Here is a 22,592-nt window from a genome sequence, read left to right on the forward strand (position 1 = left end):
GCAGTTCGGCACGCCGCACCGCGGTCGAGTAGGTGGCTCTTCAGGCTCCGTGCGGTGAGTTCGATGAGCGTTGTTTTTGTTGCCGGGGAGCCTCCCAGGTGGCGGTGATGTCGCGGGCGACATCACGTAGGAGGTCGATGAGCATGTCTGCAAGTGGTGTGAGGCTGGCGTCGGTTTTGGTCACGGCGTAGAGCTGGCGGTAGGGCCTGGGGTGGGCCAGTTCGCGATGGGTGGTGCCCGGCGCCTGGGTCAGGGCCAGGCGCGAGACCAAGGCCACTGCGATGCCTGTGCCGACGAGGGCCTGGGCGACGTCGTAGGACTCGGTCTCGAACCGCACGGTGGGAGTGAAGCCGGCCTCGCGGGCAGCGTCGTGGAACTGTTCACGGGCGGCATGGCCGGCCAGGATGGAAACCCACGATTCGTCGCGCAGTTGTTCCAAATGAAGTTCGGTGTCCGCGGGCTGCCCAGTGGCCAGTGGATGGTCATCGGGGAGAACCACGACCATCGGGTCCAACAGGAGCGAATGGGCCCGTATGTGTGGGGGCGGCGCGAGCGGCGTGCCCCAGGACGCGACGATGGCCACGTCCAAGCGTCCCGCACTGATCTCGTCCGCTCCGCGTCCGGACACCACGTCTATGACGGAGACGTCGGCGTCCGGATGACGGTGTCGCAGAGTTGTCAAGGCCGGTGGCAGCAGGTGCAGGGCAGCCGCCTGGAACGTCCCGATCCGCAGACGGAGCGAGAGGTGGCCGAGCAGTGCGGCCAGTTCCGCCTCGGCCCTGTCCGATGCCTCCTCCACAGTTCGACCGTGGGAGGCGAGCAGCGTACCGGCTGCGGTAAGTGTTGCTCCGCGAGGACCACGGATGACCAGGGGCACCTGCCAGTCGCGCTCGGCCTTGGCCACCTGCTGGGTGACCGCAGCGGGCGTGAGTTGGAGTGCGTGAGCCGCCGCCGTCAGGGAGCCGTGTCGCTCGATCAACGCGAGAAGGCGCAGCTGTCCCGGATCCACCAGCATTCACTAATCCTAATGCTGCGCCCTTCTCTTTTAACTTCTCTTAGGGGCGCGAGACGGGAAGCCTGGTGGTACACCCATCGGACGCAATCCCCGGAAGGGGTCTTTTCCCATGCCCACGCATGTGCCCGTTTTCATCGCCACCACCTTGCTGCTGGCGATGTTGCCAGGTGCCAGTCAAGCCCTGATGATTCGGCAGGTTCTGGAAGGTGGCCAACGTACGCTCCGAGGCACGCTCGCGGGCAATGCCAGCGGCTTTCTGCTGTGGTCCACGGCCGCCGCGGCCGGGCTCTCCGCCGTCCTGCTGGCCAGCCCCACCGCGTACGCGGTGCTCCAGATCGCGGGCGGCATCGTGCTGATGATCCTCGGCGTGAAGACGCTACGGACCGCACTCACCACCACCATCTCCACCCGCCCGCCCGACGAGGGCGGGCGCAGTACTGGCTTCGCGGGCGGATATCTCACCGGCCTGATCACTAACCTCGGCAACCCCAAGGCGGGCGTGTTCGCCGTCTCGGTGCTGCCCCAGTTCGTGACCTCGAAAGGCCCGGTGTTCCTGTCAACCGTCGCCCTGGGAGCGCTGTGGGCGCTCGTCAGCGCCTCCTGGTACATGTTGCTCACCTGGGCCGTCAGCCGAGGGCGCGCCCTGGTATCGCAGCCGACCGTCCTGCGGGGAATCAGTGCGACCACCGGCGTCGTCCTGCTGGGGCTGGGCGCTGCGGTGGCCGTAGGTGTCTGAGGGCCGGGCCGCTCAGTCCGGGGCCACGCGGGTACTCCGCCCGATGACACGGGAGCGAGGAAGTCGATGACGTACGCCATGACACCGGACGGAACCCATATCGCCTACCAGCTCCAGGGCCAGGGGGCGCCGCTGGTCCTGCTGGCGGGCCAGGCCAACAACCACCACGGGTGGGATGACGAACTCGGCATCGACCGGGCCGACGTCTACGGCACGTCCATGGGCGGACGAGTGGCCCAGCGGATCGCGGCCCGCCACCCCCACCGGGTGGACGCCCTGGTTCTCGGCTGCACCTCACCCGGCGGCCCGCACAGCATCGAACGCAGCAATGATGTCCGCCAAGCCCTGACACAACCTCAGCCTGGAGCCGCGCGGCAGGCCCTACTGGAGCTGATGCACGCCCCTCAATGGCTTGCCTCCCATCCCGGCCCGCACCACACCCTCGGCGACCCTCGCATGCCTGCCCACGCCCGACTACACCTGGTCCCCAATGGCCGGCACGCCTACTTCGAGGAGTGCCGCACCACGCCAGCCCCCTCGTTCTGGACTTCCTCACCGCCGCGCACAAGCGGAAGAGATCCACCCGCCAACTGTCACCCTGAGCTGCTTGTCTTTCGCCGTAGCTATGCGAGCGCAGGACCTACCTGGAGATTCTGAACCTGACGCAGAAGGCGTGTGCCGAAGACGGTCAGGACGACGCCGGGGCGCGGCGGGACCGGGCAGCCCAGATCGCGTACGCCGGATCCCGGTCCAGGTTGTGCCGGTCCCGGTCGTACCGGCGGGTGGTACGTGGGTCGGCGTGCCCCATCGCGTCCTGCACGTCCTCCAACGGCACCCCCTCGGCGCGGGCGGTGGTGGCGAAGGCGTGCCGCAGCGAGTGCGGGGACAGTTTCGCCCAGGCGGGGATGCCGGCCTGCCGCGCCAACCGGCGGACCAGGCGAAACACCGCGTGCCGGTCCAGTCTGCCGCCGCCGGCGGTGACCAGCAGCGGCCCGGTCAACTCGGGCACGGGTACACCGGCCGCTGCCGCACGCTCCGTCAGATAGGCGTCGATCGCGTACGCCGTACCCGGGGTCAACGCCCGCCGCCGCGCCTTGCCGCCCTTGCCGACGAACCGCACGCTGCGGTGCCCTCGCTCGTAGCCCAGGTCGGTCAGGTTCAGCGACACCATCTCCCCCACCCGCAGGCCGAGGTCGGCCAGGAGCGCCAAGGCAGCCCGGTTACGGGCAGCGGTCGGGCTGGTCTCCGCCTCGGCGGCGGCCAGCAACGCGTCCACCTCCTGCGGGGTCAGTCCCACGGTCGAGGAATGGTCCCGGCTGACCCGGGGCCGGTCAGCCCCGGAGACCGGGTTGGCGTCCACCGCGCGCAGTTTGACGAGAAAGTCGTACCAGCTGGACAGGGCGGAGAGTTTACGGGCGACGGTGGCCGGGGTGAGCGGACGGCCGCTACGCGGGTCGACCCGGGATTCGAGGGTTCGGGCGTACTCGTTGACGTCCAGGAAGTTCGCGGCGAGCGGGTCGAGGTTTCGTTCGGTGCACCAGGACAGCCAGCCGGTGATGTCCCGCCGGTACGCGTCCCGGGTGTGCTCGGAGAGCCGCCGGTTGACCAGCCAGGCTTCGGTGAAGTCGAGCGGGGCGCTCTGTAGCGTCGGCAGGCTGCCGGGTCGGCGCTGGACCAGGGAGGTGGATCGGGACATGCGAGAAAGGTTCTCAGCCTCGTCGTGTCGGATGCCAGAGGCGCGCCCATGAATCCCAGTGGTGGGGACAACGAACTCTTAACGTAGCGAAGCAGCTACCAGCATGGCGCGGCCTCAAGGGTTGTGTCGGTTGACTTGTTCCTGGATCTGTTGGGCGAAGCCTTCGGCGGTGGCGAGTTGTTCCCGCAATGTCTGCACACGTGCTTGGGCGGCGGCGTGGAACATGGCCAGTCGCTCGCGTAGCGTGGCCCGTTCATCGGCGGGGGTGGTGTCGTCGGCGAGGGCGTCCAGCACGGTGAGCAGGTCACGCATTTCGTCGAGGGTGAACCCGAGAGGTTTCATGCGTTTGATGACGGCCAGGCGCGCAAGGTCGGTTGCGGTGTAGAGGCGGAAGCCGCCCTCGCTGCGCGCTGATGGCAGGACCAGGCCGGCCTCTTCGTAATGACGGATGGTGCGGATGCTCAGGCCGACGCGTTCGGCGGCTTCACCGATCTGCATGTGCTGTCCGGTCATCGCACCAGTGTGCCCGCCCATCAGTGCCCGACTTTGAGCTGGCCGGCGAGTGTGTCGTGCATCCGGGCGCTCGGCTCGTTGAGGCCGATGATGTGGACAGTCTTGCCTCGGGCTGCGTACCTGGTGGTGATCGCGTCGAGAGCGGCCACGGAGGAGGCGTCCCAGATGTGCGCCTCGGACAGGTCGATGATGACGGTGTCCGGGTCGCCCGGGTAGTCGAACTGGTAGACCAGGTCGTTGCTGGAGGCGAAGAACAGTTCCCCGTGTACGGAGTAGATGCGGGTGTCACCGTCGGGGTCGAGGACGCTGGTGACCTCGACCAGGTGCGCCACCCGGCGGGCGAAGACGACCATCGCGGCGAGTACGCCGAGCACGACGCCGACGGCGAGGTTGTGGCTGACCAGGGTGGCGACGACCGTGGTGACCATGACGAGGCTCTCGCCCCACGGCATGCGCTTGAGGGTGGCTGGCTTGATGCTGTGCCATTCGAACGTTGCCACCGAAACGGTGATCATCACGGCAACCAGGGCTGCCATCGGGATCAGTGCCACCACGTCACCCAACACGACGACCAGGATCAGCAGGAACACGCCGGAGAGGAATGTGGACAGACGGGTCCGGGCGCCGGATGCCTTCACGTTGATCATCGTCTGGCCGATCATGGCGCACCCGCCCATCCCGCCGAAGAACCCGGTGACGATGTTCGCCACCCCCTGGCCCCAGGATTCGCGGGTCTTGTTGGAGTGGGTGTCGGTGATGTCGTCAACGAGCTTGGCGGTCATCAGCGATTCCATCAGCCCCACCAAGGCGATACCCAGCGCGTACGGGGCGATCAGCTTCAGGGTGGCCAGCGTGAACGGCACGTCGGGCAGGCCGAACATCGGCAGGCTGTCGGGCAGCTCGCCCTCATCGCCGACGGTCGGCACGTCCAGGTGGGCAACGACAGTGATGACGGTCAACGCGATGATCGCGACCAGTGGGGCCGGCACCGCCGTGGTCAGCTTCGGGAGGAGCACGATGATCAGCAGGGCGGCGGCGACCAGTGGATAGACCAGCCATGGCACGCCGAGCAGGTGCGGGATCTGCGCCATGAAGACCAGAATGGCCAGGGCGTTGACGAAGCCGACCATGACGCTGCGTGGGATGAACCGCATCAGCTTCGCCACCCCGAGCACCGCCAGCAGTACCTGGATGAGCCCGCCGAGGATGACCGCCGCGACCAGATAGCCGAGTCCGTGCTCCTTGGCCAGCGGCGCCACCACCAGGGCGATGGCACCGGTGGCGGCGCTGATCATCGCGGGACGGCCGCCGCAGAAGGCGATGGTGACGGCCATCGTGAACGACGCGAAGAGCCCCACCCGGGGGTCGACTCCGGCGAGGATCGAGAAGGAGATCGCCTCGGGGATGAGCGCCAGTCCCACGACGAGGCCGGCGAGGATCTCGGTGCGTAGCACCCGGGGTGACAACCACGACGGGCGGCGGGCAGCCGACAGCAGTACAGACATGGGGGGTTGTTTCCGATCTTGGACGACCTTCCAACCCTACCCTTCCGTAAGAGTAGAGTTGACTTGAGCGGGGCGTGGGGATCATCACCGCCGTCGCGCTCCACGCCGTAACCCGTGGCCGGTGGGGCACCGGCTCGGTGCGGTCAGCATGAACGGCTAGGTTCGGCGGGTGCGCGCAAGTCGGTTGGTATCCCTGTTGTTGCTGCTCCAGACCCGGGGACGGATGACCGCGCCGGAGTTGGCCGACGCGCTGGAAGTGTCGGTACGCACCGTCTACCGGGACGTCGAGTCGCTCAACGCCGCAGGTGTCCCGGTGTACGCCGATCGTGGTCCCGTGGGTGGCTACCAGTTGCTCGACGGCTACCGGACCCGGCTGACCGGGCTGACCCGCGAGGAGGCGGAGACCCTGTTCCTGGCCGGGGTGCCCGGTCCGGCGGCCGAACTCGGCCTTGGGGGTGCGCTTGCCACCGCCGAACTGAAACTACGGGCGGCGCTCCCCCGCGAGCTGCGCGATCACGGCGGGCGGGTACGCGACCGATTCCACCTGGACGCGCCGACCTGGTTCCGGGATCCCGAACCGACCCCGCACCTGGCCACGCTCGCCGACGCGGTGTGGCAGGACCGGCTCGTCGAGGTCCGCTACCGCCGGTGGAAGACGCCCCGGGAGGTCAGCCGTACGCTCGCACCCCTCGGGGTGGTGCTCAAGGCGGGCCGCTGGTATCTGGTGGCCCAGGCCGGGGAGGATGTCCGCACCTACCGGGTCGGGGCCATCCTCGACCTGGTCGTACGCGACGAGGGCTTCGACCGGCCAGCCGATTTTGACCTGGCCGAGTTCTGGTGTTCCTGGACGGACCGCTACGAGCGCAGCGTCTACCGGGCCGAGGCGACGGTCCGGATGACCAGCGCGGCACTGGACCGGATGCCGTACATCTTCCCGCCTGCGATGGCGCGGGCCGCCCGGGATGCGGCCGGCGCGCCGGATGACACCGGCTGGCTGCACACCCGGATGCCGATCGAGTCCATCAAGCACGGTCACACCGAACTGCTCAAGCTCGGCGCGGAGGTCGAGGTGCTCGGCCCGCCTGAGCTGCGGGACTGGTTCGTCGACACCGCGCACGCCCTGGTCGGCCTGTATCCCCGGCCGGACGTCGGGCCCGTGACATCCCAGCCGGAAGTCGAATCGTGATCGGTCAGGTCCCGAAACGACGGTGCCGGGCGGCGTACGACCGCAGCGCCCGCAGGAAGTCGACGTGCCGGAAGCCGGGCCATTCGACCTCGCAGAAGTACAGCTCCGAGTAGGCCGCCTGCCACAGCAGGAAACCGGAGAGCCGTTGTTCGCCGCTGGTCCGGATGATCAGATCCGGGTCGGGCTGACCGCTGGTGTAGAGGTGGGCGGCGATGTCGTCGGCGGTCAGTTTCCGGGCCAACTCCTCGGCGGTGGTACCGGCCTCCGCCTCCTGGACGAACAACGAGCGCAGCGCGTCGACCACCTCCTCGCGGCCGTCGTAGCCGACCGCCACCGTCAGGTGTTGTCCGGTGTTACCGTCCCGGGTGGCGTCCCGGGCGAGTTTCAGGGCGTGCCTGGTCGAGTCGGGCAGCGTGTCCATCCGGCCGGCGAGGTGCAGCCGCCACTGGCCGGGTTGGCGGACCATCCGTCCGGCGATGACCTGCTCGATCGTCTCCATCAGGAACTGCATCTCCGCCGACTCGCGTTTACGCAGGTTGTCGGTGGAGGCGACGAAGATGGTGACATGGGTGATCCCCGCTTCGGCGCACCAGCCAAGCACCTTCTCGATGTGCTCGGCACCGTGCCGGTGTCCCAGACTCGGGTTGTCGAAACCCATCCGGCGAGCCCAGCGGCGATTACCGTCCATGACCAGCGCGACGTGCCGGGGCAGCGGCCCCTTGGCCAGGTGCGCCTTCAGGCGACGGACATACGGGCCATAGAGCACATCACCGAGCAGCACCGCAACAACCTACCGCCCAATGGTGCCGGTAGACAGAGCCCGGCTGCCTGATTTGATGCCAAATCAGCGCTGGCGGGTGTCGTCGCGAGCGAAGCCGACGAAGTTGGCCCAGGCGTCGGGGGCGAAGGTGAGGGTAGGACCGGTGCGGTCCTTGCTGTCGCGGACCAGTACGACACCGGGGAGGTTGTCGGCAACCTCGACACAGGAGGCACCGCCGTTGTCGCTGCGGCTGGATTTGCGCCAATGTGCGCCGGTCAGCTCCATGTCTTCGCCACCTCTTCGATCAGGGTCAACGACTGCCGCCGGGATAGGGCTTCCCCGCGGACACTTTCCCACCTCCGGTGCAGCCTGGCAATCTCCTCAGACACGTCCAGCACGTGCGCCCGGACCGGATTGTCCACATGTGCCACCCAGGTGCCGTCGTCGTATCCGGCGACGATGAACGGGCCGGCGAGTCCGGCGTAGACGCCCACCTCGGCCGGTACCACGTGCAGGTGAATGTGCGGCTGGTTGCCGAGGGCGACCAGGTGGTCGAGCTGGTCGCGCATCACCTCGGCCCGCCCGGCGACGCCACGGCGCAGGATGCTCTCATCGAGCACAGCGACCAGTTGCGGTGGTCGGTCCCGGTGCAGGACCTGCTGCCGCTGCATCCGGCCCGCCACGAGCTGCTCCACCTCATCAGGGCTGCGCAGGCCGCCGCTGCTCAGCACCGCTCGGGCATATTCCTCGGTCTGCAACAGGCCGGGCAGCACCGAGATCTCGAACCACCAGTAGCAGGACGCCTCCTGCTCGACCGCTACCCACGGGCGGAACCAGGCCGGACCGCTCTCCAGACTGACCAACGTCAGCATCCGGCCCAGCAAACCGTCGGTCTCCAACACCTCGTCGACCCGCCGGATGAAGTCCTGCGACGGCGTACGTCGCGCGATCTCCACCATGCTGACCAGCGAGGCCGAATAGTTGATCCTCCGGGCCAGTTCCTCCTGGCTCATGTTCCGCTTGATGCGCGCCCGACGTAGCTCATCGGCGAGAAACTCCAGCGCCGACATTCTCGTCCGTGTCATCACTCCTCCACCACTGCGGCCCACACGGCCGCTTCAGGACCGGCCACTACGGGCGCTGTGCCCGTCGGATGACTTCCGAACGTAGTCCCAAGGCAGCAGGCTGTGAGCGAAGCCGCCCCTCACAAACTCACCACAAATGTGGAGGGAGATCGACATGTCGATGCAGCCATTCCATCCCGGCCGGTGCCATGAGCCTGACTGGTGCCGTGAGCGGGACTGCGCGGAGACCGCACTGCACCAGTCGCCGCTGCGCGAAATCGCGCCGCGCGGCGACGAGGTGATCCAGGTACGCGCCAGACTGTGGCAAATAGGCGTTGATTCGACCCGCATCAACGGAGTGCTGCTGGAGTTGTCGGTCGGCGAGGATGTCGAGTGCTGGCCGATCGACCTCGCGCAGTCCCGGGCCCTGGTGGGCGTACTCCGGGATTTGCTGCGGATCGCAGATCGCGCTGCGGCTCGTGCGGCCGGGCCAGAACGGCCGGTCGCGGTAGCGGCGATGAGCAGTGGTCGGGCCAACCTTCCTGGGTAGCACATCTAGGTGTGGCTGATCAGATGATGTAGCGTCCCCTGACACATCGTCTTAGCACCAACCCTGGCTGCCCGGCACCTGGGAAGCCGAACCGGAGGGATACAGCCGTGAGGTTCCATAGCTCAGCCCGCAAGGCTGGCCTCGTCGTGGCAATCGCCGCCCTGGCGCTGAGCGCGGGATGCGCCAAGAAGGATGAGGGCGAGGTTCAAGCAAGCGGCGTCAAACTGGTCACAGCAGGCAAACTGACCGTTTGCACCCACCTGCCGTACCCGCCGTTCCAGTCGAAGGACGCCAGCGGCAAAATCGTCGGATTCGACATCGACGTGCTGGACCTGGTCGCCAAGGAGCTGGGCATCGAGCAGACGATCATCGACACGCCGTTCGAGGGCATCAAGTCCGGCCAGGATCTCAACACGGGCAAATGCGACGCAGCCGCTGCCGGCATGACAATCACCGAGGAACGGCAGAAGGTGATGGACTTCTCCGCCCCTTACTTCGACGCGACGCAGGCGCTGCTGGTCAAGACCGGCAAGCCGTACAAGTCGCTCGACGACCTCAAGGGCAAGAAGCTCGGCGTGCAGGCGGCGACCACGGGCCGTGACTACGCCCGGAAGTTCGAGAAGGAGAAGGGCCTCCAGCTCGTCGAGTTCGAGGACCTCGCCGCTCTGCAGCAGGCCGTCGCCAGCGGCCAGGTGGAGGCCGGCATCAACGACCTGCCGGTCTGGACCGAGTACCTCAAGGAGAACCCGGGCGGCTTCGTGGTCGCGGCCGAGTTCGACACCGGCGAGCAGTACGGGGTCGCGGTGAAGAAGGACGGCAACCCGGAACTGCTCAAGAAGATCAACGAGGTGCTGGCCAAGGCCAAGCAGGACGGCACCTACAACACGATCTACGAGAAGTGGATCGGCAAGCAGCCGACCGCCTGATTGACGTTCGCATGACCGGAGGGCGCGCGCCGCGCGCCCTCCGGATTGGCAATCCTCGGGCAGCAAGGAGCACCGAACCGTGAAGCTGCGACGCCGCCAGCGAGAGCGGCTGTCCCTCTGGCTCCAGTACCTGGCCTTCCTCGCCGTCATCGCGGTGGTGGCCTTCGCCGCGGACTGGGGCAGGCTGAAGGAAGCGTTCTTCCGCGTCGACATCATCGAGTCGATGTTCCCGGAGATCATCACCGTCGCGCTGCGCAACACGATCCTCTACACGCTCGGCGCGTTCGCCTTCGGCCTCGTGTTCGGCACCATCCTCGCCCTGATGCGGCTGTCCCGGGTGGCCCCGTACCGCTGGCTGGCGACGGGTTACATCGAGCTGTTCCGGGGCCTGCCCGCCCTGCTGGTGCTCTTCCTCGTCGGCTACGGCATTCCCATCGCCTTCCCGGAGCGGGAGATTCCCGGTGGCGTCTTCGGTTCGATCGCGATCGGTCTCGGGTTGACCGCCGCGGCCTACATGGCCGAGACCATCCGCGCCGGCATCCAGGCCGTACCGAAGGGGCAGATGGAGGCGGCGCGCACGCTCGGCATGTCGCACTTCACCGCGATGCGCACCATCGTCATCCCGCAGGCGTTCCGGATCGTGATCCCGCCACTGACGAACGAACTCATCCTGCTCACCAAGGACTCGTCGCTCGCCTACGTGCTCGGTGTGACGGCGCAGACCATCGAGGTCACCAAGTTCGGTCGGGACATGCTCAACGACCGGGTCAACGCCACCCCGCTGCTGGTGGCCGGCCTCGCCTACCTGATCATCACCCTGCCCCTGTCCCAGGTGGTACGACGCCTCGAACTCCGCTACGCCAAGGCTCGGTGACCCGCATGACGACGACTCCATCCCGACCCGCCGTCGAGATCCGCGACCTGCACAAGTCATTCGGGTCCCTCGAAGTGCTCAAGGGCATCGACTTCGAGGTCGGCCACGGCGAGGTGGTCTGCGTCATCGGCCCCTCCGGGTCGGGCAAGTCGACGCTGCTGCGCTGCGTCAACCTGCTGGAGGAGCCGACCGCCGGCAAGATCTGGGTGAACGGCGTCGAGATGACCGACCCGGACGTCGAGATCGACTCCGTACGGCGCGGCATCGGCATGGTCTTCCAGTCGTTCAACCTTTTCCCGCACCTGACCGTGCTGGACAACCTCACCATCGCCCAGCGTCGGGTGCTGCGCCGTGGCCGTCGCGAGGCCGAGCAGATCGCGCGGGACAACCTCGAGCGGGTCGGCCTCGCAGACAAGGCGAAAGCGTTCCCGGCGCAGCTCTCCGGCGGGCAGCAGCAGCGGGTGGCGATCGCCCGTTCGTTGTCGATGGAACCCAAGCTGATGCTCTTCGACGAGCCGACCTCCGCCCTCGACCCGGAACTGGTCGGCGACGTGCTCACCGTCATGCGCAAACTGGCCGAGGACGGCATGACGATGATGGTGGTCACCCACGAGATGGCGTTCGCCCGGGACGTCGCCGACCGGGTCGTTTTCATGGACGGCGGTGTGGTGGTCGAGCAGGGGCCGCCGCAGGAGGTGCTCGGCGCGCCGCAGCACGAGCGCACCCGCTCGTTCCTCTCCCGGGTCCTCGACCCGACCCATGTCGGGCAGCCCGAGCAGTCCGCACAGCCCGAGTAGTCGCACACAGCCCGAGCAGTCCGCACACAGTCCGAGCAACCCGCACACCAGGTCCCGTTGTGCTCAGCCGGCCTCCGGCCGGTCCATGATGCGCAGCCAGGTCCCGTCCGGCTGACGGCGTGCGACCTGCACCCGGCCGCCCGTCCCGTCGACGGGACGGGTCGAGGTGAGGGCGAGGTCGCCGTACCGGATCGTCGGTAGCGGCTCCTCCACCCGGAAAGGCAGCGGCGCGTGGGCGACCATCCGCTCGCATACGGCCCGGATCGCCTCCCTACCCACGGTGGTGGATCCCGGCGGGTAGGCGAGCACCGCGTCGGGCGCGTACAGCTCGGCCAACCCCTCGGCGTCCCGGGCGTTGGCCCGCTCGACGAACAGGCGGGCCAGGTCCTCGGGGTTGGTAGCGCGTACCCGGTTCTCGGTCATGTTGTTCTCCCTTCCTCATCATCGAGCCTGCCTCTGGCTGATCTAGAAGTCCAAGAGCTAGTTGATCTAGCTACTAGAATCATCAGTTATGGAACTGCGGCAGCTCGACTACTTCGTGACCGTGGCCGATGCGGGAAACTTCACCCGGGCCGCCGAGCAGCTGCACGTGGCACAGCCCGGGGTCAGCGCCCAGATCCGTCGGCTGGAACGCGAACTGGGCCAGGAACTGCTGGACCGGTCCGGACGCGTCGTACGGGTGACCGAGGTGGGCGCGGCCGTCCTGCCGTACGCGCGGGCAGCGCTCGCGGCGGTGGCCGGGGTGCGGCTGGCCGTGGACGAGTTGGCCGGCCTCGTCCGGGGGCACGTCTCGATCGGGATGGTGACCTCGCACAACGTCGACCTGCCCGGCCTGTTGGCACAGTTTCACGACGAATATCCGGCGGTCGAGACGACCCTGGCCGAGGCGAACACCGACCAACTCGTCGAAGACCTGCGGGCGGGACGTCTCGACGCGGCGATCATCAGTGTCGGCGCGACCACGCCCGCCGGGCTCGCGATCCAGGTGGTCGACGACCAGCCCATCGTGGCCGCGGTCAGTCACGACCATGAGCTTGCCCCGCACCAGGTCATCTCGATTGACACGCTGCGGGGTCGACCACTGATCAGCCTGCCCCGGGGCACCGGTCTGCGGGCCCGACTCGAAGAGGCGTGCGCGACCGCCGGCTTCACGCCCCAGATCGCGTTCGAGGCCAGCGCCCCCGAGTTCCTTGCCCAACTCACCGCCCGAGGGCTGGGTACGGCGATCCTGCCCAGGGCGTTCGTCGAGTCCCGCGCCGAACAGCTGCGCCCGATCACCATCGGTCAGCCGGCGTTACGTGGTCGCCTGGTCTTCGCGTGGCGCGCTGACGGTCCGCCCAGTCCCGCCGGCCGGGTCCTGGTCGGGCACGCCCGCCGGATGCTCGGCAACGCGGCCGGCAACATGGCACGACGGGCCGAGTAGCCAGCCGAGAACGATGACACCGATGGGCAGAATGGCTGCATGTCCTACCCCGAGCCGGATGCCCTGTTACCTGCCGAGGAGAGCGCGCAGCGCCGATGCCTGCGCTGCGGCCACCCGGTCCCGCGTGGACGGCTCTTCGAGGGCTACGGGATCGACTGCGCCGTTCGACTCGGTCTCCTACCCGGCACCGCCCGGGTACGCGCCAGCCACCAGGAGGGGCCGGACCTGTTCGACCAGTTGGAAGAAGGCTGGGACGAGGAACCAGGCGAGTAGGTCACGCAGGACCAGTCGTGCCGGAGCGCCACGGTCAGCACGGTTGGCGTAGTCCTGCGACAAGGAGCGTGACCAGCCGGCGGGCGTCGTAGCTGGGGTCGCTGTCGGCACCGATGCAGAGGTTGCCGATGCCTCGCATGAGTTGGAGGGCGTCGAGGCCGGAGCGGATCTCACCGGCGGCTACCGCAGCGTCAAGGAGTTGGGTGCACACCGGCAGGAGGCGGTCGAGGAAGTAGGCGTGCAGCGTCTCGAAGCCGGCGTTGTCGTTTTGCATCGCGGCGGCGAGGCCGTGTTTGGTGACAAGGAAGTCGACGAAGAGATCGACCCACCGCCCGAGAGCGGCGTGCGGTGTCGGGCTGCTCGCCAGCAGGGCCGGACCAGCTTCGGCGCAGGCGTCGACCTGGTGGCGGTAGACGGCGATGATCAGGTCCGCCCGCGTGGGGAAGTGACGGTAGATCGTGCCCACCCCGACGCCGGCCTGGGCCGCGATGTCGCGTACCGGTGCTTCCACTCCCGAGGTGACGAAGACCGTGGCGGCCGCGTCCAGCAGGGTCTGGCGGTTGCGTCGGGCGTCCTTTCGTCGGGATTCGGCGATGCTTCCCGCGCTCTGGCCACTGTCGTTCACCACGACGCTCCTTCCTTGAGATTGCAAAGCGGAACCGCGTTCCGTATTGTTAGTGGAACAAGGTTCCGTTTCGCCCATGATGGCAGACCAGGGGACCTGGCTGCCATTGGCATCCCCTCCCACTCCAGCCGGAGGGGCGTCGGGCCCACCGAACCAAGAGTGCGAGAAACCAACGAAAGGCACCCCCATGTCCGACTCGAACACCGCGAACGTACAGAAGATCGCGGATGCGCCCACCATGGTGGTATCCGCGAGGCCGGTCGTCCTGCCCGCTCCAGGCCGGGGCGAGGACCTCCAGGTCCGCATAACCGCCCCCGCGACCGGCAGCGATCTGCCCGTCATCGTCTTCTCACACGGCTTCGGCTCGTCGATGAACGGCTACGCTCCGCTGGTCGACTACTGGGCAGCTCACGGCTTCGTGGTCATGCAGCCCACGCACCTCGACTCCAGGACGCTCGGCATTCCCACAGCGGACCCTCGCACGCCACGGATCTGGCGCTTCCGGGTCGAGGACCTTACGCGCATGCTGGATGAACTCGACATTCTGGAGGCCGCCATGCCGGGCCTGCGCGGGCGCCTCGACCGCAGCCGCATCGCGGTGGCCGGCCACTCCTGGGGGGCCCAGACGGCGAGCACGCTGCTGGGTGCGCGCGTCCTCGACTCCGACGGTCCTCCCGGCGAGGACATGTCCGATCCCCGGGTGAGCGCGGGTGTGCTGCTCGCTCTGACCGGCCTCGGCGACGACCTGACCCCGTTCGCCGCCGAGAACTTCCCCTTCATGAAGCCGTCCTTCGTCAACATGACCACACCGGCTCTCATCGTCGCCGGGGATCACGACCAGTCCGCACTGTCCACTCGGGGACCAGACTGGTTCACCGACCCCTACACCCACAGCCCTGTAAACAAGAGCCTGCTCACGCTCTTCGGGGCAGAGCACTCGCTCGGCGGCATCAGCGGGTACGAGGCCGCCGAAACGACGGATGAGAGTCCCGCGCGGGTAGCGCTGATCCGGCAGCTCACCTCGGCCTTCCTGCGCAGCACCCTCTATCCCGGGGCCGTCAGCTGGAAAGCAGCGACCACCGCGCTGGAGGAAGACCCCCACTCGCTGGGGAAGCTACAGAGCAAGTAGGCGAGCCACGCCAGGACTGGCCGCACGGGGCAGGCGGAATCCGCCTGCCCCGTCACTCGTGCCGCCTTATCTGCCGTCCGGCACTCGTGCCGCCTCGAAGCCGACCAGCATCGCATCGAGCGCGAAGTCGAACCGGGCGCTCGGGCCGGCGTGCTGCTCGGCGCGTACCGCTTCGGTGAGCAGCGGGAATTGCTCGGGATCCGGTACGGAGACAGGCCTCCCCCGCTGGTGCGTGGTCGTGCCACCTCCCCGGGTGGCGACGTGTCCCACCACGAGGTCGGACAGGGAGTACACGACGTCCAGCGCCCTCTCCAGTGGAAAGCCCGCCGCAGCCAGCGCCGCCAGCCCGTCTTCCATGATTCGCAGATTCTGTGGCGTCAATGCCGGCCGGGACACGACGAGCGGGATCACGTTCGGATGCGCCAACAGGGCTGCCCGTAGTGAGTGGGCGTAGCTTCGTAGACCCTCCCGCCACGACAGGCCGGTGAACCGAGGCGGCGCGGCCTCGACGAAGAGTCGTTCGACCAGCCCGTCCAGCAGCGCGTCCTTGCTTGCCACGTGGTGGTAGAGGGTCATCGCCTCCACCCCGAGTTCGGCACCGAGGCGACGCATCGACAGCGCGGCAAGGCCCTCCCGGTCGGCCAGCGTCATGGCTGCTTCGAGTACGGCCGCACGAGTCAGTCCCGCCCGCTGGCCACGCGTGCGACCGACCACAGTGCCTCCCCTGGTTGACGTTTCTTACATCGTAAGCCTACCGTGGGGGCGGACATAACTTACGTCGTAAGATTCTCTCGGCAGGACCGGAATAGTCCACCTCCCTGACTCCTCAAGGAAGAAACCATGTCGTCAACGAACCCGTCCCCATCGGTCGACCGTCGCCCGGTCGTCATGTACGCCGGACTGGCACTGACCGCGATCACCACCCTCGTACCGCTGATCGACCTGGTCACCGCCGACACCCTCACCGACCACGTACGCGCCGCATACCCCAACTGGCCTGCGGAAACGGTGGCCCTCGACCGTAATGCCATCGTCGGCTACCTGGTCGCCGTCGGCGTACTCGGCATCGCCGGCTGGCTATGGACGATCCGGGGCGTCACCCGACACCGGAGTTGGGCGCGAATCACCGCCACGATCATGTTCGCCCTGGGTGCCGGCACCGCCCTGCTCAACCTGACCTTCACCGGCGGCGCATACGACAACGTCATCCCAGCCCAGTACAGCGTGCCCGGCCTGCTGCCCACGCTGGTGGGACTGGTGCTGGTCGTCCTGCTCTGGCGTGGACAGTCCACCAACGGCACCCCCACCCACCGGTCGTGATCGCCATGACGCATCTGGACCCCATCGCCAGGACCCGGTACGGCACCGTCCGGAGCACCACTCACGGCCAGATCCACAACTTCAAAGGCATCCCGTACGCCAGGCCACCGTTCGGCCCCGACCGATTGCGCCCACCGCAACGGGTCACCCCGTGGACCGGGATCCGGCCGGCTGTCGACTTCGGCCCCACCGCGCCCCAGCCACGGTTCCCATTTCCGGCGGACCTGGACCTGGGCGGCTTCTACCCCACCATCGCTGGCGAAGACTTTCTCAACCTCAACGTCTGGTCCGCTGACTTGAGCCAGGCCCGGCAGCCGGTCGTGGTCTGGCTACACGGCGGCGGGTTCGACGGGGGCAGCAGCATCATCTACGACGGCAGCCGGTTCGCTCGCGACGGCGTCGTCTTCGTGAGCCTCAACTACCGGCTCGGCGTGGAGGGCTTCGGTGACCTGGGCGACGGCATCGGCAATCTCGCACTGCTCGACCAGATCGCCGCCCTGCACTGGGTACGGGAGAACATCACCGCCTTCGGCGGCGACCCCGACAACGTCACCATCTTCGGGGAGTCCTCCGGGGCAATGTCAGTCGGCGTGCTGCTCACCATGCCCGCCACCCACGGGCTGTTCCGGCGAGCCATCATGCAGAGCGGAGCCGGGAACACCGTATTCGCCCCCGAGACCGCACAGCACATCGGCCGACTACTCGCCGCCGAACTGGGCGTACCACCGAACCGGGACGCGATCGCCGCCGTGGAGATGGAACGGCTACTCGACGCGCAGAACGCGGTAATGGCGCAGCTCGCGCCGTACCCCGATCCTCGGCGCTGGAACGGCGAGCCCGGCGCTCGCGTGACCGCCTGGCAGCCGGTCGTTGACGGGCAGACCCTCCCGGCCCGGCCGATCGACGCCATCCGGGCCGGCGTTGGTGCCGACGTCGACGTCCTGATCGGCACCAACGCGGAGGAAGGAAGACTGTCGCTGGTGCCGTTCGGGCTGCTCGACGCGATCACCGACGACGACCTGGTCACCGCCATGAAGCTGTACGGCCTCCCGGTGGAACAGGCCCTGAACGTCTACCGTGCGAGCAACCCGGGTGCCGGTCCCGGTGACCTGCTCTCGCTGTTGCAGCGCGACTGGTGGTATCGCATCCCGGCCTACCGGCTCGCCGAGGCCAGAGCCGCAACCTCCTCCTCCACCTACCTGTACGAGTTCGCCTGGCGCTCGCCCCAATTCGATGGGCTGCTCGGCGCCTGCCACTTCCTGGAGGTTCCGTTCGTCTTCGACCTGCTCGACTCCCCCTTGTTCCAGAAACTCACCGGTAGCAAGCCTCCGCAGGCGCTCGCCGACACCATGCACGCCAGCTGGGTCGCGTTCGCCACCCACGGTGACCCGGGCTGGGCCGGATACGACCGGGCCAGCCGGCCGGTCATGCGCTTCGACACCACATCCAAACTCGAGTACGACCCACAGCCGACCGAGCGGCGCATCTGGGACGGCGTCTGCTGAAAAACCGAGATCGCCACCCTGGTTTACTCAGTCGATGCGCACTGGGGAATCAGCCGCGATCGCAGCGGCACTGGGCAGCCCTGTTCTGTCGGCACAACCGCTGGCCGGCGGTTTCTCGCACGAGACGTGGCTGTTCAAGCTGGCCGACCGGCAGGTGGTCGTACGCCTCGGCGGGCCAGATCCCGCCATCGAAGCCGCCATCATGGCTGCCGCCGGGCGCCACGTTCCCGTACCGCAGGTGCTACACCTCCTACCGGCTACCGCCATGCCCGACGAGGCCCGGCCGGCGATGGTCATCGAATATGTGGACGGAACGCTGCTCAGCCACGTGTTGGGCGACGCCACGCTCGACAGCAGCGCACTGACCGCCCTCGGGACGGAGGTGGGCCGGGTCGTCGCCGGCATCAGCCGGGTACGGTTCGACCAACCGGGCTTCTTCACCGACGCGCGTCTCACCGTCGGCCCGGAACGCCCGTGGTCACAGCAGCTACCCGAGATCGTCGACGCCTGTCTGGCCGTCACCGCCCCGGCCCGCCTCGATGAGGCCACGCAACAGGCCTGGCGGGACCTGTGCGTGACACACGCCCCGGCGCTCGCCGCGGTCGACGGGCACAGTCGACTCGTCCACGGCGACGTCAACCCCAAGAACATCCTGGTCACCCGCACCGGAAGCGGATGGCGGGTAGACGCCGTCCTCGACTGGGAGTTCAGCTACGCCGGCTGCCCGTACGGCGACGCGGCGAACATGATGCGGTTCGGCACCGACTATCCCGCCCCCTACCTCGACGGTTTCCGTACCGCCTTCGCCGCGCACCTGCCGGCCGACCTGCCACCCGTCGAAGACTGGGCCTACCTCGGGCGGGTGTTGGACATGTTCGCGCTCAGCGACCTGATCACCCGTCCGGCTGAGAATCCGGTGGCCGACCAAGCGGCGACGCAGATCCGGCGCTGGGTCGCCGAAGGGCTCCCCGACGACCCGGCACGTCTCACTGGACTCCCACCCGGTGCGAACCATCCGGTCCGCACCGGGTGGCGGAAAAACGAGGCCTGACATCGAGGGCGATCTGGCCAAACTCGACGCCGACAGGTGTCGACCGCTGCACACGCCGGCCGGCTGATCAGGGTTCCATGCGGCGCCCTGTGACGCCTGGCCGAGGTGCGGCCTCAGGGGGTTCCGGTAGTACTGAAGCAATTTCGGTCGGATATACCGCTGACGTGCGGTGATGCGGGACCGTAGGGCCTCCATCGCGGACCGTCAATCTCTACCGCTACGTTCTGATCCGGTTTGCCCGGTGAGCGTGTGAGGTGGTCGGTGTCGGAAAAGATGTTCACCGAGAAGCAGTTGAAGCAGCTGCGTTCCTTCCCTCACATCAGCAGGGAGGATCTCATCAAGCTCTTCACGTTGACGCCTGCTGATCAGGCGTTCGTGAATCCGGGCCGGGGTCGTGGTCCGACGGGCCGGCTCGGCATGACGGAGCAACTGTCGACGTTGCCGTGGTTGGGGTTCGTACCCGACGAGGTGGTGTCGGCGCCGCTGGCGGCGGTCGCGCGGGTCGCCGAGCAGTTGGGGTTGAACCCGGCGGCTGGGTCTCACGCCCTGAGCCCAATGAGACTTTGCCGGACCCGTCTGAACGACGGGTCCGGCGTGTCCGTTGCGAACCCGGTCGGTATGCCGTGGTTAGCGCGTCGCCGACAACCGGGCTCGGTGGCCGTCGAGGGCCGGAACGTCGCCGTGGTTGCGACTGTCGGACATACCGGGTAGCGGTGTCTCATCCTGCGAGTGGTGACTGAGCCGCGCCGGACCCCCACCGTACGGCGGCGGGGTCCGGCGCGTCCGGTCAGCCCGCTCGCCGCAGCAGCAGCGTCCCGGCGGTCATCGCCGCCCCTGCGGCGACAGCGGCCACGGCGGCGACGAGGGCGGTAGCCGGGAACCCGAAGGTGCTGGAGAGGGCACCGAAGGCGAACGGTGCGATGGTGGCGCCCGCGTAGACGCCGACCTGCACGGTGTGCCCGGCGTCCTCAGACCGGCCGGGTACCAGGCGCAGCGTGGTGGCGAGCAGGAGCCCGGTCCAGCCCCAGCCCGCGGAGAAGGCCAGGATCGCACCGAGCACGAACGTCGTTGACGTCCCGATCGCGATCAGTGCCAGCCCGAGCCCGCCGGTGAGCATCATCGTGACGATCACCGCCGGGTTGCGGCGGGGAGCCCGGTCGGTGAGCGCCCCGGCGGTGATCCGTACGGCGATGGCGAACAGGGCGCTGAGCGACAGCAGGTTACCCGTGACGGTGGCGCCTAGCCCGGAGTGGGTGCCCAGTTCGACGAAGTACGTGGCCACCGCATTGTTGCCAGTCGCGGAAAGCGCCGCGGCCAGCGCCCAGAGCCCGAGTACCCGCCCGACCGTCCGTTGCTTGTCGCCGGCCTCCTTCGGCCTTGCGGGCGGCGGGCCGCCGGGTGCCCGGGCCAGCGGGGCGAGCGCGGCCGGAGCGAGCGCGGCGATACCCGCGACCAGCAGGGCGGTCCGCCAGCCGTACGCCGGGAGGACCAGGGCGACGAGCAGGCCGGGGACGAGCGCTCCAGCTCCCAGCGCCGCGCCGATCATGCCGGCGGCCAGCGAACGCCGGTGTTCCGGGACGCGCGCCGCGATCAGCCGGCCCGCCACAGGCTGGACGAGTGCGTTGCTCAACCCGCCCACCAGCAGTGTCGCCGTCAGCATCCCCGGCCCGGTCGCCCGCGACGCCACCAGCATGACCGCCGATGCGACCAGCGCCGCGACGGCGAGGACCGTGGGGACCGGCAACCGCGCCGCCACCCGTTTGGCGACGGGCGAGCCGAAGGCGGTGGCGGCGTAGAAGAGGCTCATTGCCAGCCCGAGGGCGCTGCGGGAGGTGTGCAGGTCTGCCTCGATCGACGGGGCGAGCGCCCCGACGGTGAAACCGGGCGTCCCCGCCACGGTCGCGGTCAGCGCGGCCGCGACGATTCCTGGCCAATGCCGTGCGGGCGAGCGAGTGGGTAGGCCGGGGTTGATCGTCGTTGTCATGGTCGATCCCGGAGCGGGTCAGACGTCCAGGGGGCGCCAGGCGGGGCCGGCGCCGTCCCGGCGGACCTGCCCGAACACCACGTCGGCGAAGTGGATGCCAAAACCGATCGTGTCAGGCTCTTCCAACTCGGCAACGAGATGATTACGATGCTCGGCGGACTGGGGACGGTCATGGTCGTAGACACAGGACCATTCAGGGTGGTCCACCTGGATCGGTGAATGCAGGGCATCGCCGAAGGCGATCAGCCGGGTTCCGCCCCCGGTGATGACATACTGCGCGTGCCCGACCGTGTGACCACCGGTGATCTGGACCCGCACGCCAGGGAAGACCTCCTGCCCGTCTGTCACCGTACGCACGCGCGGTGCCAGCGCGGTGGCCTCCTCCTCGGTGATGCCCTGCGCAAGCAGGTCGCGTTGGACCCATTCCGGCTCGGCCACCAAATACTCGGCATGGGTGAACACAGGCTGGTCACCGCCGGGGGCGGGATGCCACGCCCAGCCGAGGTGATCGATGTGCAGGTGGGTGAAGGCCACCGCCTCGATCTCTTCCGGCCGGCGGCCGAGCTTGGCCAGACTGTCCAGCAGCGCGCCACCGTAAACGGCGCCGTTCGGACTTCCCGGCTCGGCTGGCAGCGACACCGGCCCCCACCCGGCATCGATCAACAGTGCACGGTCGCCGTTCTCCACCAGCAGACCACCGATACTCGCCACCAGATGGCCGGAGGCATCCAGGTACTCCGGATGAGCGGCCCAGATCTCGTCGGTGGTGTCCGGCAGCCAGCCGCGCGGCCTTCCCTGGATAGCCCCGTCCGGCACGAACGACACCCTCGCGTCGCCCAGCCGCACCGAGCGGATTCCCGCCGGTCGCCTCAGCCGCTCGTCCTGTTCAGACGCGGAGTTCGCCATGGTCACGTTCCCTTCTTCGGGGTCAGGTCATCGCCGCGTCCCTCGTCGGCGACTACGCCACGATAAGCATCAAGCTAGAAATATCCAAGCTAGAAATATCCAAGCTTTAAATATGCTGGCTTGATGGACTTGCTAGGATGGGACCCATGACGACGTCCCCAGAACCGCAGGCCACCGCCGAGCGGGAGCTGTGCGGTCTGGTGAACGGGCTGGCCCAGCAGATCGCCGATCACGTACGCGAACGCGCCGTCACCCTGGGCCTCACCTCGGCCCAGGCGACGGCGCTGCGGGAGATGACCGGACCTATGACCATGCGGGAGCTCGCCGAACGCATGAGCTGCGAGCCATCCAACGCCACCTTCGTCGTCGACAACCTCGAGAAGCAGGGCCTGATCGAGCGCCACGCGCACCCCACCGACCGCCGCGCCAAGCAACTCGTCCTCACCGCAGCGGGCAGCACCCTCCGCGAACGGCTTCTCGAACTCCTCGTCCGAGACTCACCGCTGGCCGGCCTCACCACCCAGCAGCAACGTGCCCTTCAGGACCTGCTCGAGCAAGCCATCACCCATCGATGAGTCGACGCCGACGTACCCTGTTCGGTGGCAATGGGCTGTATAGGGCCTGTGCCCAGGCGATGGCCCGACCCGTCGCGACGGCGTCCGCAAAGGGATCCCTCACCGGACACCGCGGGCGTCTGGTGCACAGGAGCGCGGGTCACCGGTGCACAGGACTCCGGAACAGGGCGATCACGAAA

General features: G+C 68.1%; 27 protein-coding genes. 15 read left to right on the forward strand and 12 right to left on the reverse strand.

All coding sequences use genetic code 11. From position 1 onward, the window contains the following. Window positions 1-40: 40 nt before the first annotated feature. Window positions 41-1,015: a LysR family transcriptional regulator gene (locus ACWDV4_RS25480; RefSeq protein WP_449983411.1), complete on the reverse strand. Its 975-nt coding sequence runs from the start codon at window positions 1,013-1,015 to the stop codon at window positions 41-43. 109 nt (window positions 1,016-1,124) lie between these two features. Here ACWDV4_RS25480 and ACWDV4_RS25485 point away from each other — a divergent pair, with 109 nt between their 5' ends. Together ACWDV4_RS25485 and ACWDV4_RS25490 are read left to right on the forward strand one after the other, a co-directional pair. Next, window positions 1,125-1,751, forward strand: a complete 627-nt coding sequence (locus ACWDV4_RS25485; protein WP_449983414.1) for a LysE family translocator — start codon at window positions 1,125-1,127, stop codon at window positions 1,749-1,751. 66 nt (window positions 1,752-1,817) lie between these two features. Beyond that, window positions 1,818-2,408, forward strand: coding sequence for an alpha/beta fold hydrolase (locus ACWDV4_RS25490; protein ID WP_449983417.1), 591 nt, complete (start codon window positions 1,818-1,820; stop codon window positions 2,406-2,408). A 31-nt stretch (window positions 2,409-2,439) separates the two neighbouring features. On the opposite strand, the gene ACWDV4_RS25495 is transcribed toward ACWDV4_RS25490, so the two are convergent. From ACWDV4_RS25495 to ACWDV4_RS25505, 3 genes are all read right to left on the reverse strand, one after another. Beyond that, window positions 2,440-3,447 (reverse strand): tyrosine-type recombinase/integrase, encoded by a 1,008-nt coding sequence (locus ACWDV4_RS25495; protein WP_449983420.1) that lies wholly within the window; start codon window positions 3,445-3,447, stop codon window positions 2,440-2,442. A gap of 114 nt (window positions 3,448-3,561) precedes the next feature. After that, a complete protein-coding gene (locus tag ACWDV4_RS25500) occupies window positions 3,562-3,960 on the reverse strand; it encodes a MerR family transcriptional regulator (protein ID WP_449983422.1) in 399 nt (132 codons plus the stop codon). Between the two features lie 20 nt (window positions 3,961-3,980). Then, the gene (locus tag ACWDV4_RS25505; protein ID WP_449983424.1) at window positions 3,981-5,465 is read right to left on the reverse strand and encodes a SulP family inorganic anion transporter; all 1,485 of its coding nucleotides are present in this window, start codon (window positions 5,463-5,465) and stop codon (window positions 3,981-3,983) included. A gap of 169 nt (window positions 5,466-5,634) precedes the next feature. Here ACWDV4_RS25505 and ACWDV4_RS25510 point away from each other — a divergent pair, with 169 nt between their 5' ends. Next, on the forward strand, window positions 5,635-6,651 hold the full coding sequence (locus ACWDV4_RS25510; RefSeq protein ID WP_449983427.1) for a helix-turn-helix transcriptional regulator: 1,017 nt from the start codon (window positions 5,635-5,637) through the stop codon (window positions 6,649-6,651). Between the two features lie 4 nt (window positions 6,652-6,655). Here ACWDV4_RS25510 and uppS read toward each other — a convergent pair whose 3' ends face one another. The 3 genes from uppS to ACWDV4_RS25525 all read right to left on the reverse strand — a co-directional run bounded on the left by uppS (window position 6,656) and on the right by ACWDV4_RS25525 (window position 8,496). Next, window positions 6,656-7,432 carry a polyprenyl diphosphate synthase gene (gene uppS, locus ACWDV4_RS25515; protein ID WP_449983430.1) on the reverse strand — a complete coding sequence of 259 codons (777 nt, stop codon included), beginning with the start codon at window positions 7,430-7,432 and terminating at the stop codon, window positions 6,656-6,658. A gap of 63 nt (window positions 7,433-7,495) precedes the next feature. Beyond that, entirely contained in the window at window positions 7,496-7,696 is a 201-nt protein-coding gene (locus ACWDV4_RS25520) for a DUF397 domain-containing protein (RefSeq protein ID WP_449983433.1), read from the reverse strand. Beyond that, the gene (locus ACWDV4_RS25525) at window positions 7,687-8,496 is read right to left on the reverse strand and encodes a helix-turn-helix domain-containing protein (RefSeq protein WP_449983436.1); all 810 of its coding nucleotides are present in this window, start codon (window positions 8,494-8,496) and stop codon (window positions 7,687-7,689) included. The genes ACWDV4_RS25520 and ACWDV4_RS25525 overlap by 10 nt, the downstream gene beginning before the upstream one ends. A 154-nt stretch (window positions 8,497-8,650) precedes the next feature. On the opposite strand from ACWDV4_RS25525, the gene ACWDV4_RS25530 reads away from it, so the two are divergent. The 4 genes from ACWDV4_RS25530 (at window position 8,651) to ACWDV4_RS25545 (ending at window position 11,622) form a co-directional block, all read left to right on the forward strand. Next, complete coding sequence (locus ACWDV4_RS25530; protein ID WP_449983438.1) at window positions 8,651-9,025, forward strand: hypothetical protein; 375 nt, start codon at window positions 8,651-8,653, stop codon at window positions 9,023-9,025. Between the two features lie 107 nt (window positions 9,026-9,132). Further along, complete coding sequence (locus tag ACWDV4_RS25535) at window positions 9,133-9,951, forward strand: basic amino acid ABC transporter substrate-binding protein (RefSeq protein WP_449983440.1); 819 nt, start codon at window positions 9,133-9,135, stop codon at window positions 9,949-9,951. Between the two features lie 79 nt (window positions 9,952-10,030). Further along, the gene (locus ACWDV4_RS25540; protein WP_449983443.1) at window positions 10,031-10,825 is read left to right on the forward strand and encodes an amino acid ABC transporter permease; all 795 of its coding nucleotides are present in this window, start codon (window positions 10,031-10,033) and stop codon (window positions 10,823-10,825) included. Window positions 10,826-10,830: 5 nt separating this feature from the next. After that, entirely contained in the window at window positions 10,831-11,622 is a 792-nt protein-coding gene (locus ACWDV4_RS25545) for an amino acid ABC transporter ATP-binding protein (protein WP_449983446.1), read from the forward strand. A 63-nt stretch (window positions 11,623-11,685) separates the two neighbouring features. On the opposite strand, the gene ACWDV4_RS25550 is transcribed toward ACWDV4_RS25545, so the two are convergent. Beyond that, window positions 11,686-12,045, reverse strand: coding sequence for a YybH family protein (locus tag ACWDV4_RS25550; RefSeq protein ID WP_449983449.1), 360 nt, complete (start codon window positions 12,043-12,045; stop codon window positions 11,686-11,688). Window positions 12,046-12,133: 88 nt separating this feature from the next. Here ACWDV4_RS25550 and ACWDV4_RS25555 point away from each other — a divergent pair, with 88 nt between their 5' ends. After that, on the forward strand, window positions 12,134-13,045 hold the full coding sequence (locus ACWDV4_RS25555; protein ID WP_449983452.1) for a LysR family transcriptional regulator: 912 nt from the start codon (window positions 12,134-12,136) through the stop codon (window positions 13,043-13,045). A 39-nt stretch (window positions 13,046-13,084) separates the two neighbouring features. Further along, on the forward strand, window positions 13,085-13,318 hold the full coding sequence (locus ACWDV4_RS25560; protein ID WP_449983454.1) for a hypothetical protein: 234 nt from the start codon (window positions 13,085-13,087) through the stop codon (window positions 13,316-13,318). A gap of 34 nt (window positions 13,319-13,352) precedes the next feature. Here ACWDV4_RS25560 and ACWDV4_RS25565 read toward each other — a convergent pair whose 3' ends face one another. Further along, the gene (locus tag ACWDV4_RS25565; protein WP_449983457.1) at window positions 13,353-13,943 is read right to left on the reverse strand and encodes a TetR/AcrR family transcriptional regulator; all 591 of its coding nucleotides are present in this window, start codon (window positions 13,941-13,943) and stop codon (window positions 13,353-13,355) included. Window positions 13,944-14,130: 187 nt separating this feature from the next. On the opposite strand from ACWDV4_RS25565, the gene ACWDV4_RS25570 reads away from it, so the two are divergent. After that, window positions 14,131-15,072, forward strand: coding sequence for an alpha/beta hydrolase family protein (locus ACWDV4_RS25570; protein ID WP_449983460.1), 942 nt, complete (start codon window positions 14,131-14,133; stop codon window positions 15,070-15,072). 66 nt (window positions 15,073-15,138) lie between these two features. Here ACWDV4_RS25570 and ACWDV4_RS25575 read toward each other — a convergent pair whose 3' ends face one another. Then, window positions 15,139-15,786 carry a TetR/AcrR family transcriptional regulator C-terminal domain-containing protein gene (locus tag ACWDV4_RS25575; RefSeq protein ID WP_449983461.1) on the reverse strand — a complete coding sequence of 216 codons (648 nt, stop codon included), beginning with the start codon at window positions 15,784-15,786 and terminating at the stop codon, window positions 15,139-15,141. A 126-nt stretch (window positions 15,787-15,912) separates the two neighbouring features. Here ACWDV4_RS25575 and ACWDV4_RS25580 point away from each other — a divergent pair, with 126 nt between their 5' ends. The 4 genes from ACWDV4_RS25580 to ACWDV4_RS25595 all read left to right on the forward strand — a co-directional run bounded on the left by ACWDV4_RS25580 (window position 15,913) and on the right by ACWDV4_RS25595 (window position 19,659). Further along, entirely contained in the window at window positions 15,913-16,392 is a 480-nt protein-coding gene (locus ACWDV4_RS25580; RefSeq protein WP_449983463.1) for a hypothetical protein, read from the forward strand. Between the two features lie 5 nt (window positions 16,393-16,397). Further along, a complete protein-coding gene (locus ACWDV4_RS25585; protein ID WP_449983516.1) occupies window positions 16,398-17,897 on the forward strand; it encodes a carboxylesterase/lipase family protein in 1,500 nt (499 codons plus the stop codon). 34 nt (window positions 17,898-17,931) lie between these two features. Then, window positions 17,932-18,948, forward strand: a complete 1,017-nt coding sequence (locus ACWDV4_RS25590; protein ID WP_449983466.1) for a phosphotransferase — start codon at window positions 17,932-17,934, stop codon at window positions 18,946-18,948. 261 nt (window positions 18,949-19,209) lie between these two features. Further along, window positions 19,210-19,659 (forward strand): DUF4158 domain-containing protein, encoded by a 450-nt coding sequence (locus ACWDV4_RS25595; RefSeq protein ID WP_449983469.1) that lies wholly within the window; start codon window positions 19,210-19,212, stop codon window positions 19,657-19,659. Between the two features lie 76 nt (window positions 19,660-19,735). Here the strand turns inward: ACWDV4_RS25595 and ACWDV4_RS25600 are convergent, their stop codons facing one another. Both ACWDV4_RS25600 and ACWDV4_RS25605 read right to left on the reverse strand, forming a co-directional pair. Then, window positions 19,736-20,932, reverse strand: a complete 1,197-nt coding sequence (locus ACWDV4_RS25600; RefSeq protein WP_449983471.1) for an MFS transporter — start codon at window positions 20,930-20,932, stop codon at window positions 19,736-19,738. A gap of 18 nt (window positions 20,933-20,950) precedes the next feature. Next, window positions 20,951-21,838 carry an MBL fold metallo-hydrolase gene (locus ACWDV4_RS25605; protein WP_449983475.1) on the reverse strand — a complete coding sequence of 296 codons (888 nt, stop codon included), beginning with the start codon at window positions 21,836-21,838 and terminating at the stop codon, window positions 20,951-20,953. A gap of 146 nt (window positions 21,839-21,984) precedes the next feature. Between ACWDV4_RS25605 and ACWDV4_RS25610 the strand changes: the two genes are divergently transcribed. Beyond that, entirely contained in the window at window positions 21,985-22,413 is a 429-nt protein-coding gene (locus tag ACWDV4_RS25610) for a MarR family winged helix-turn-helix transcriptional regulator (protein WP_449983477.1), read from the forward strand. Window positions 22,414-22,592 lie beyond the last annotated feature (179 nt).

It is taken from the genome of Micromonospora sp. NPDC003197 (genome assembly GCF_053590565.1).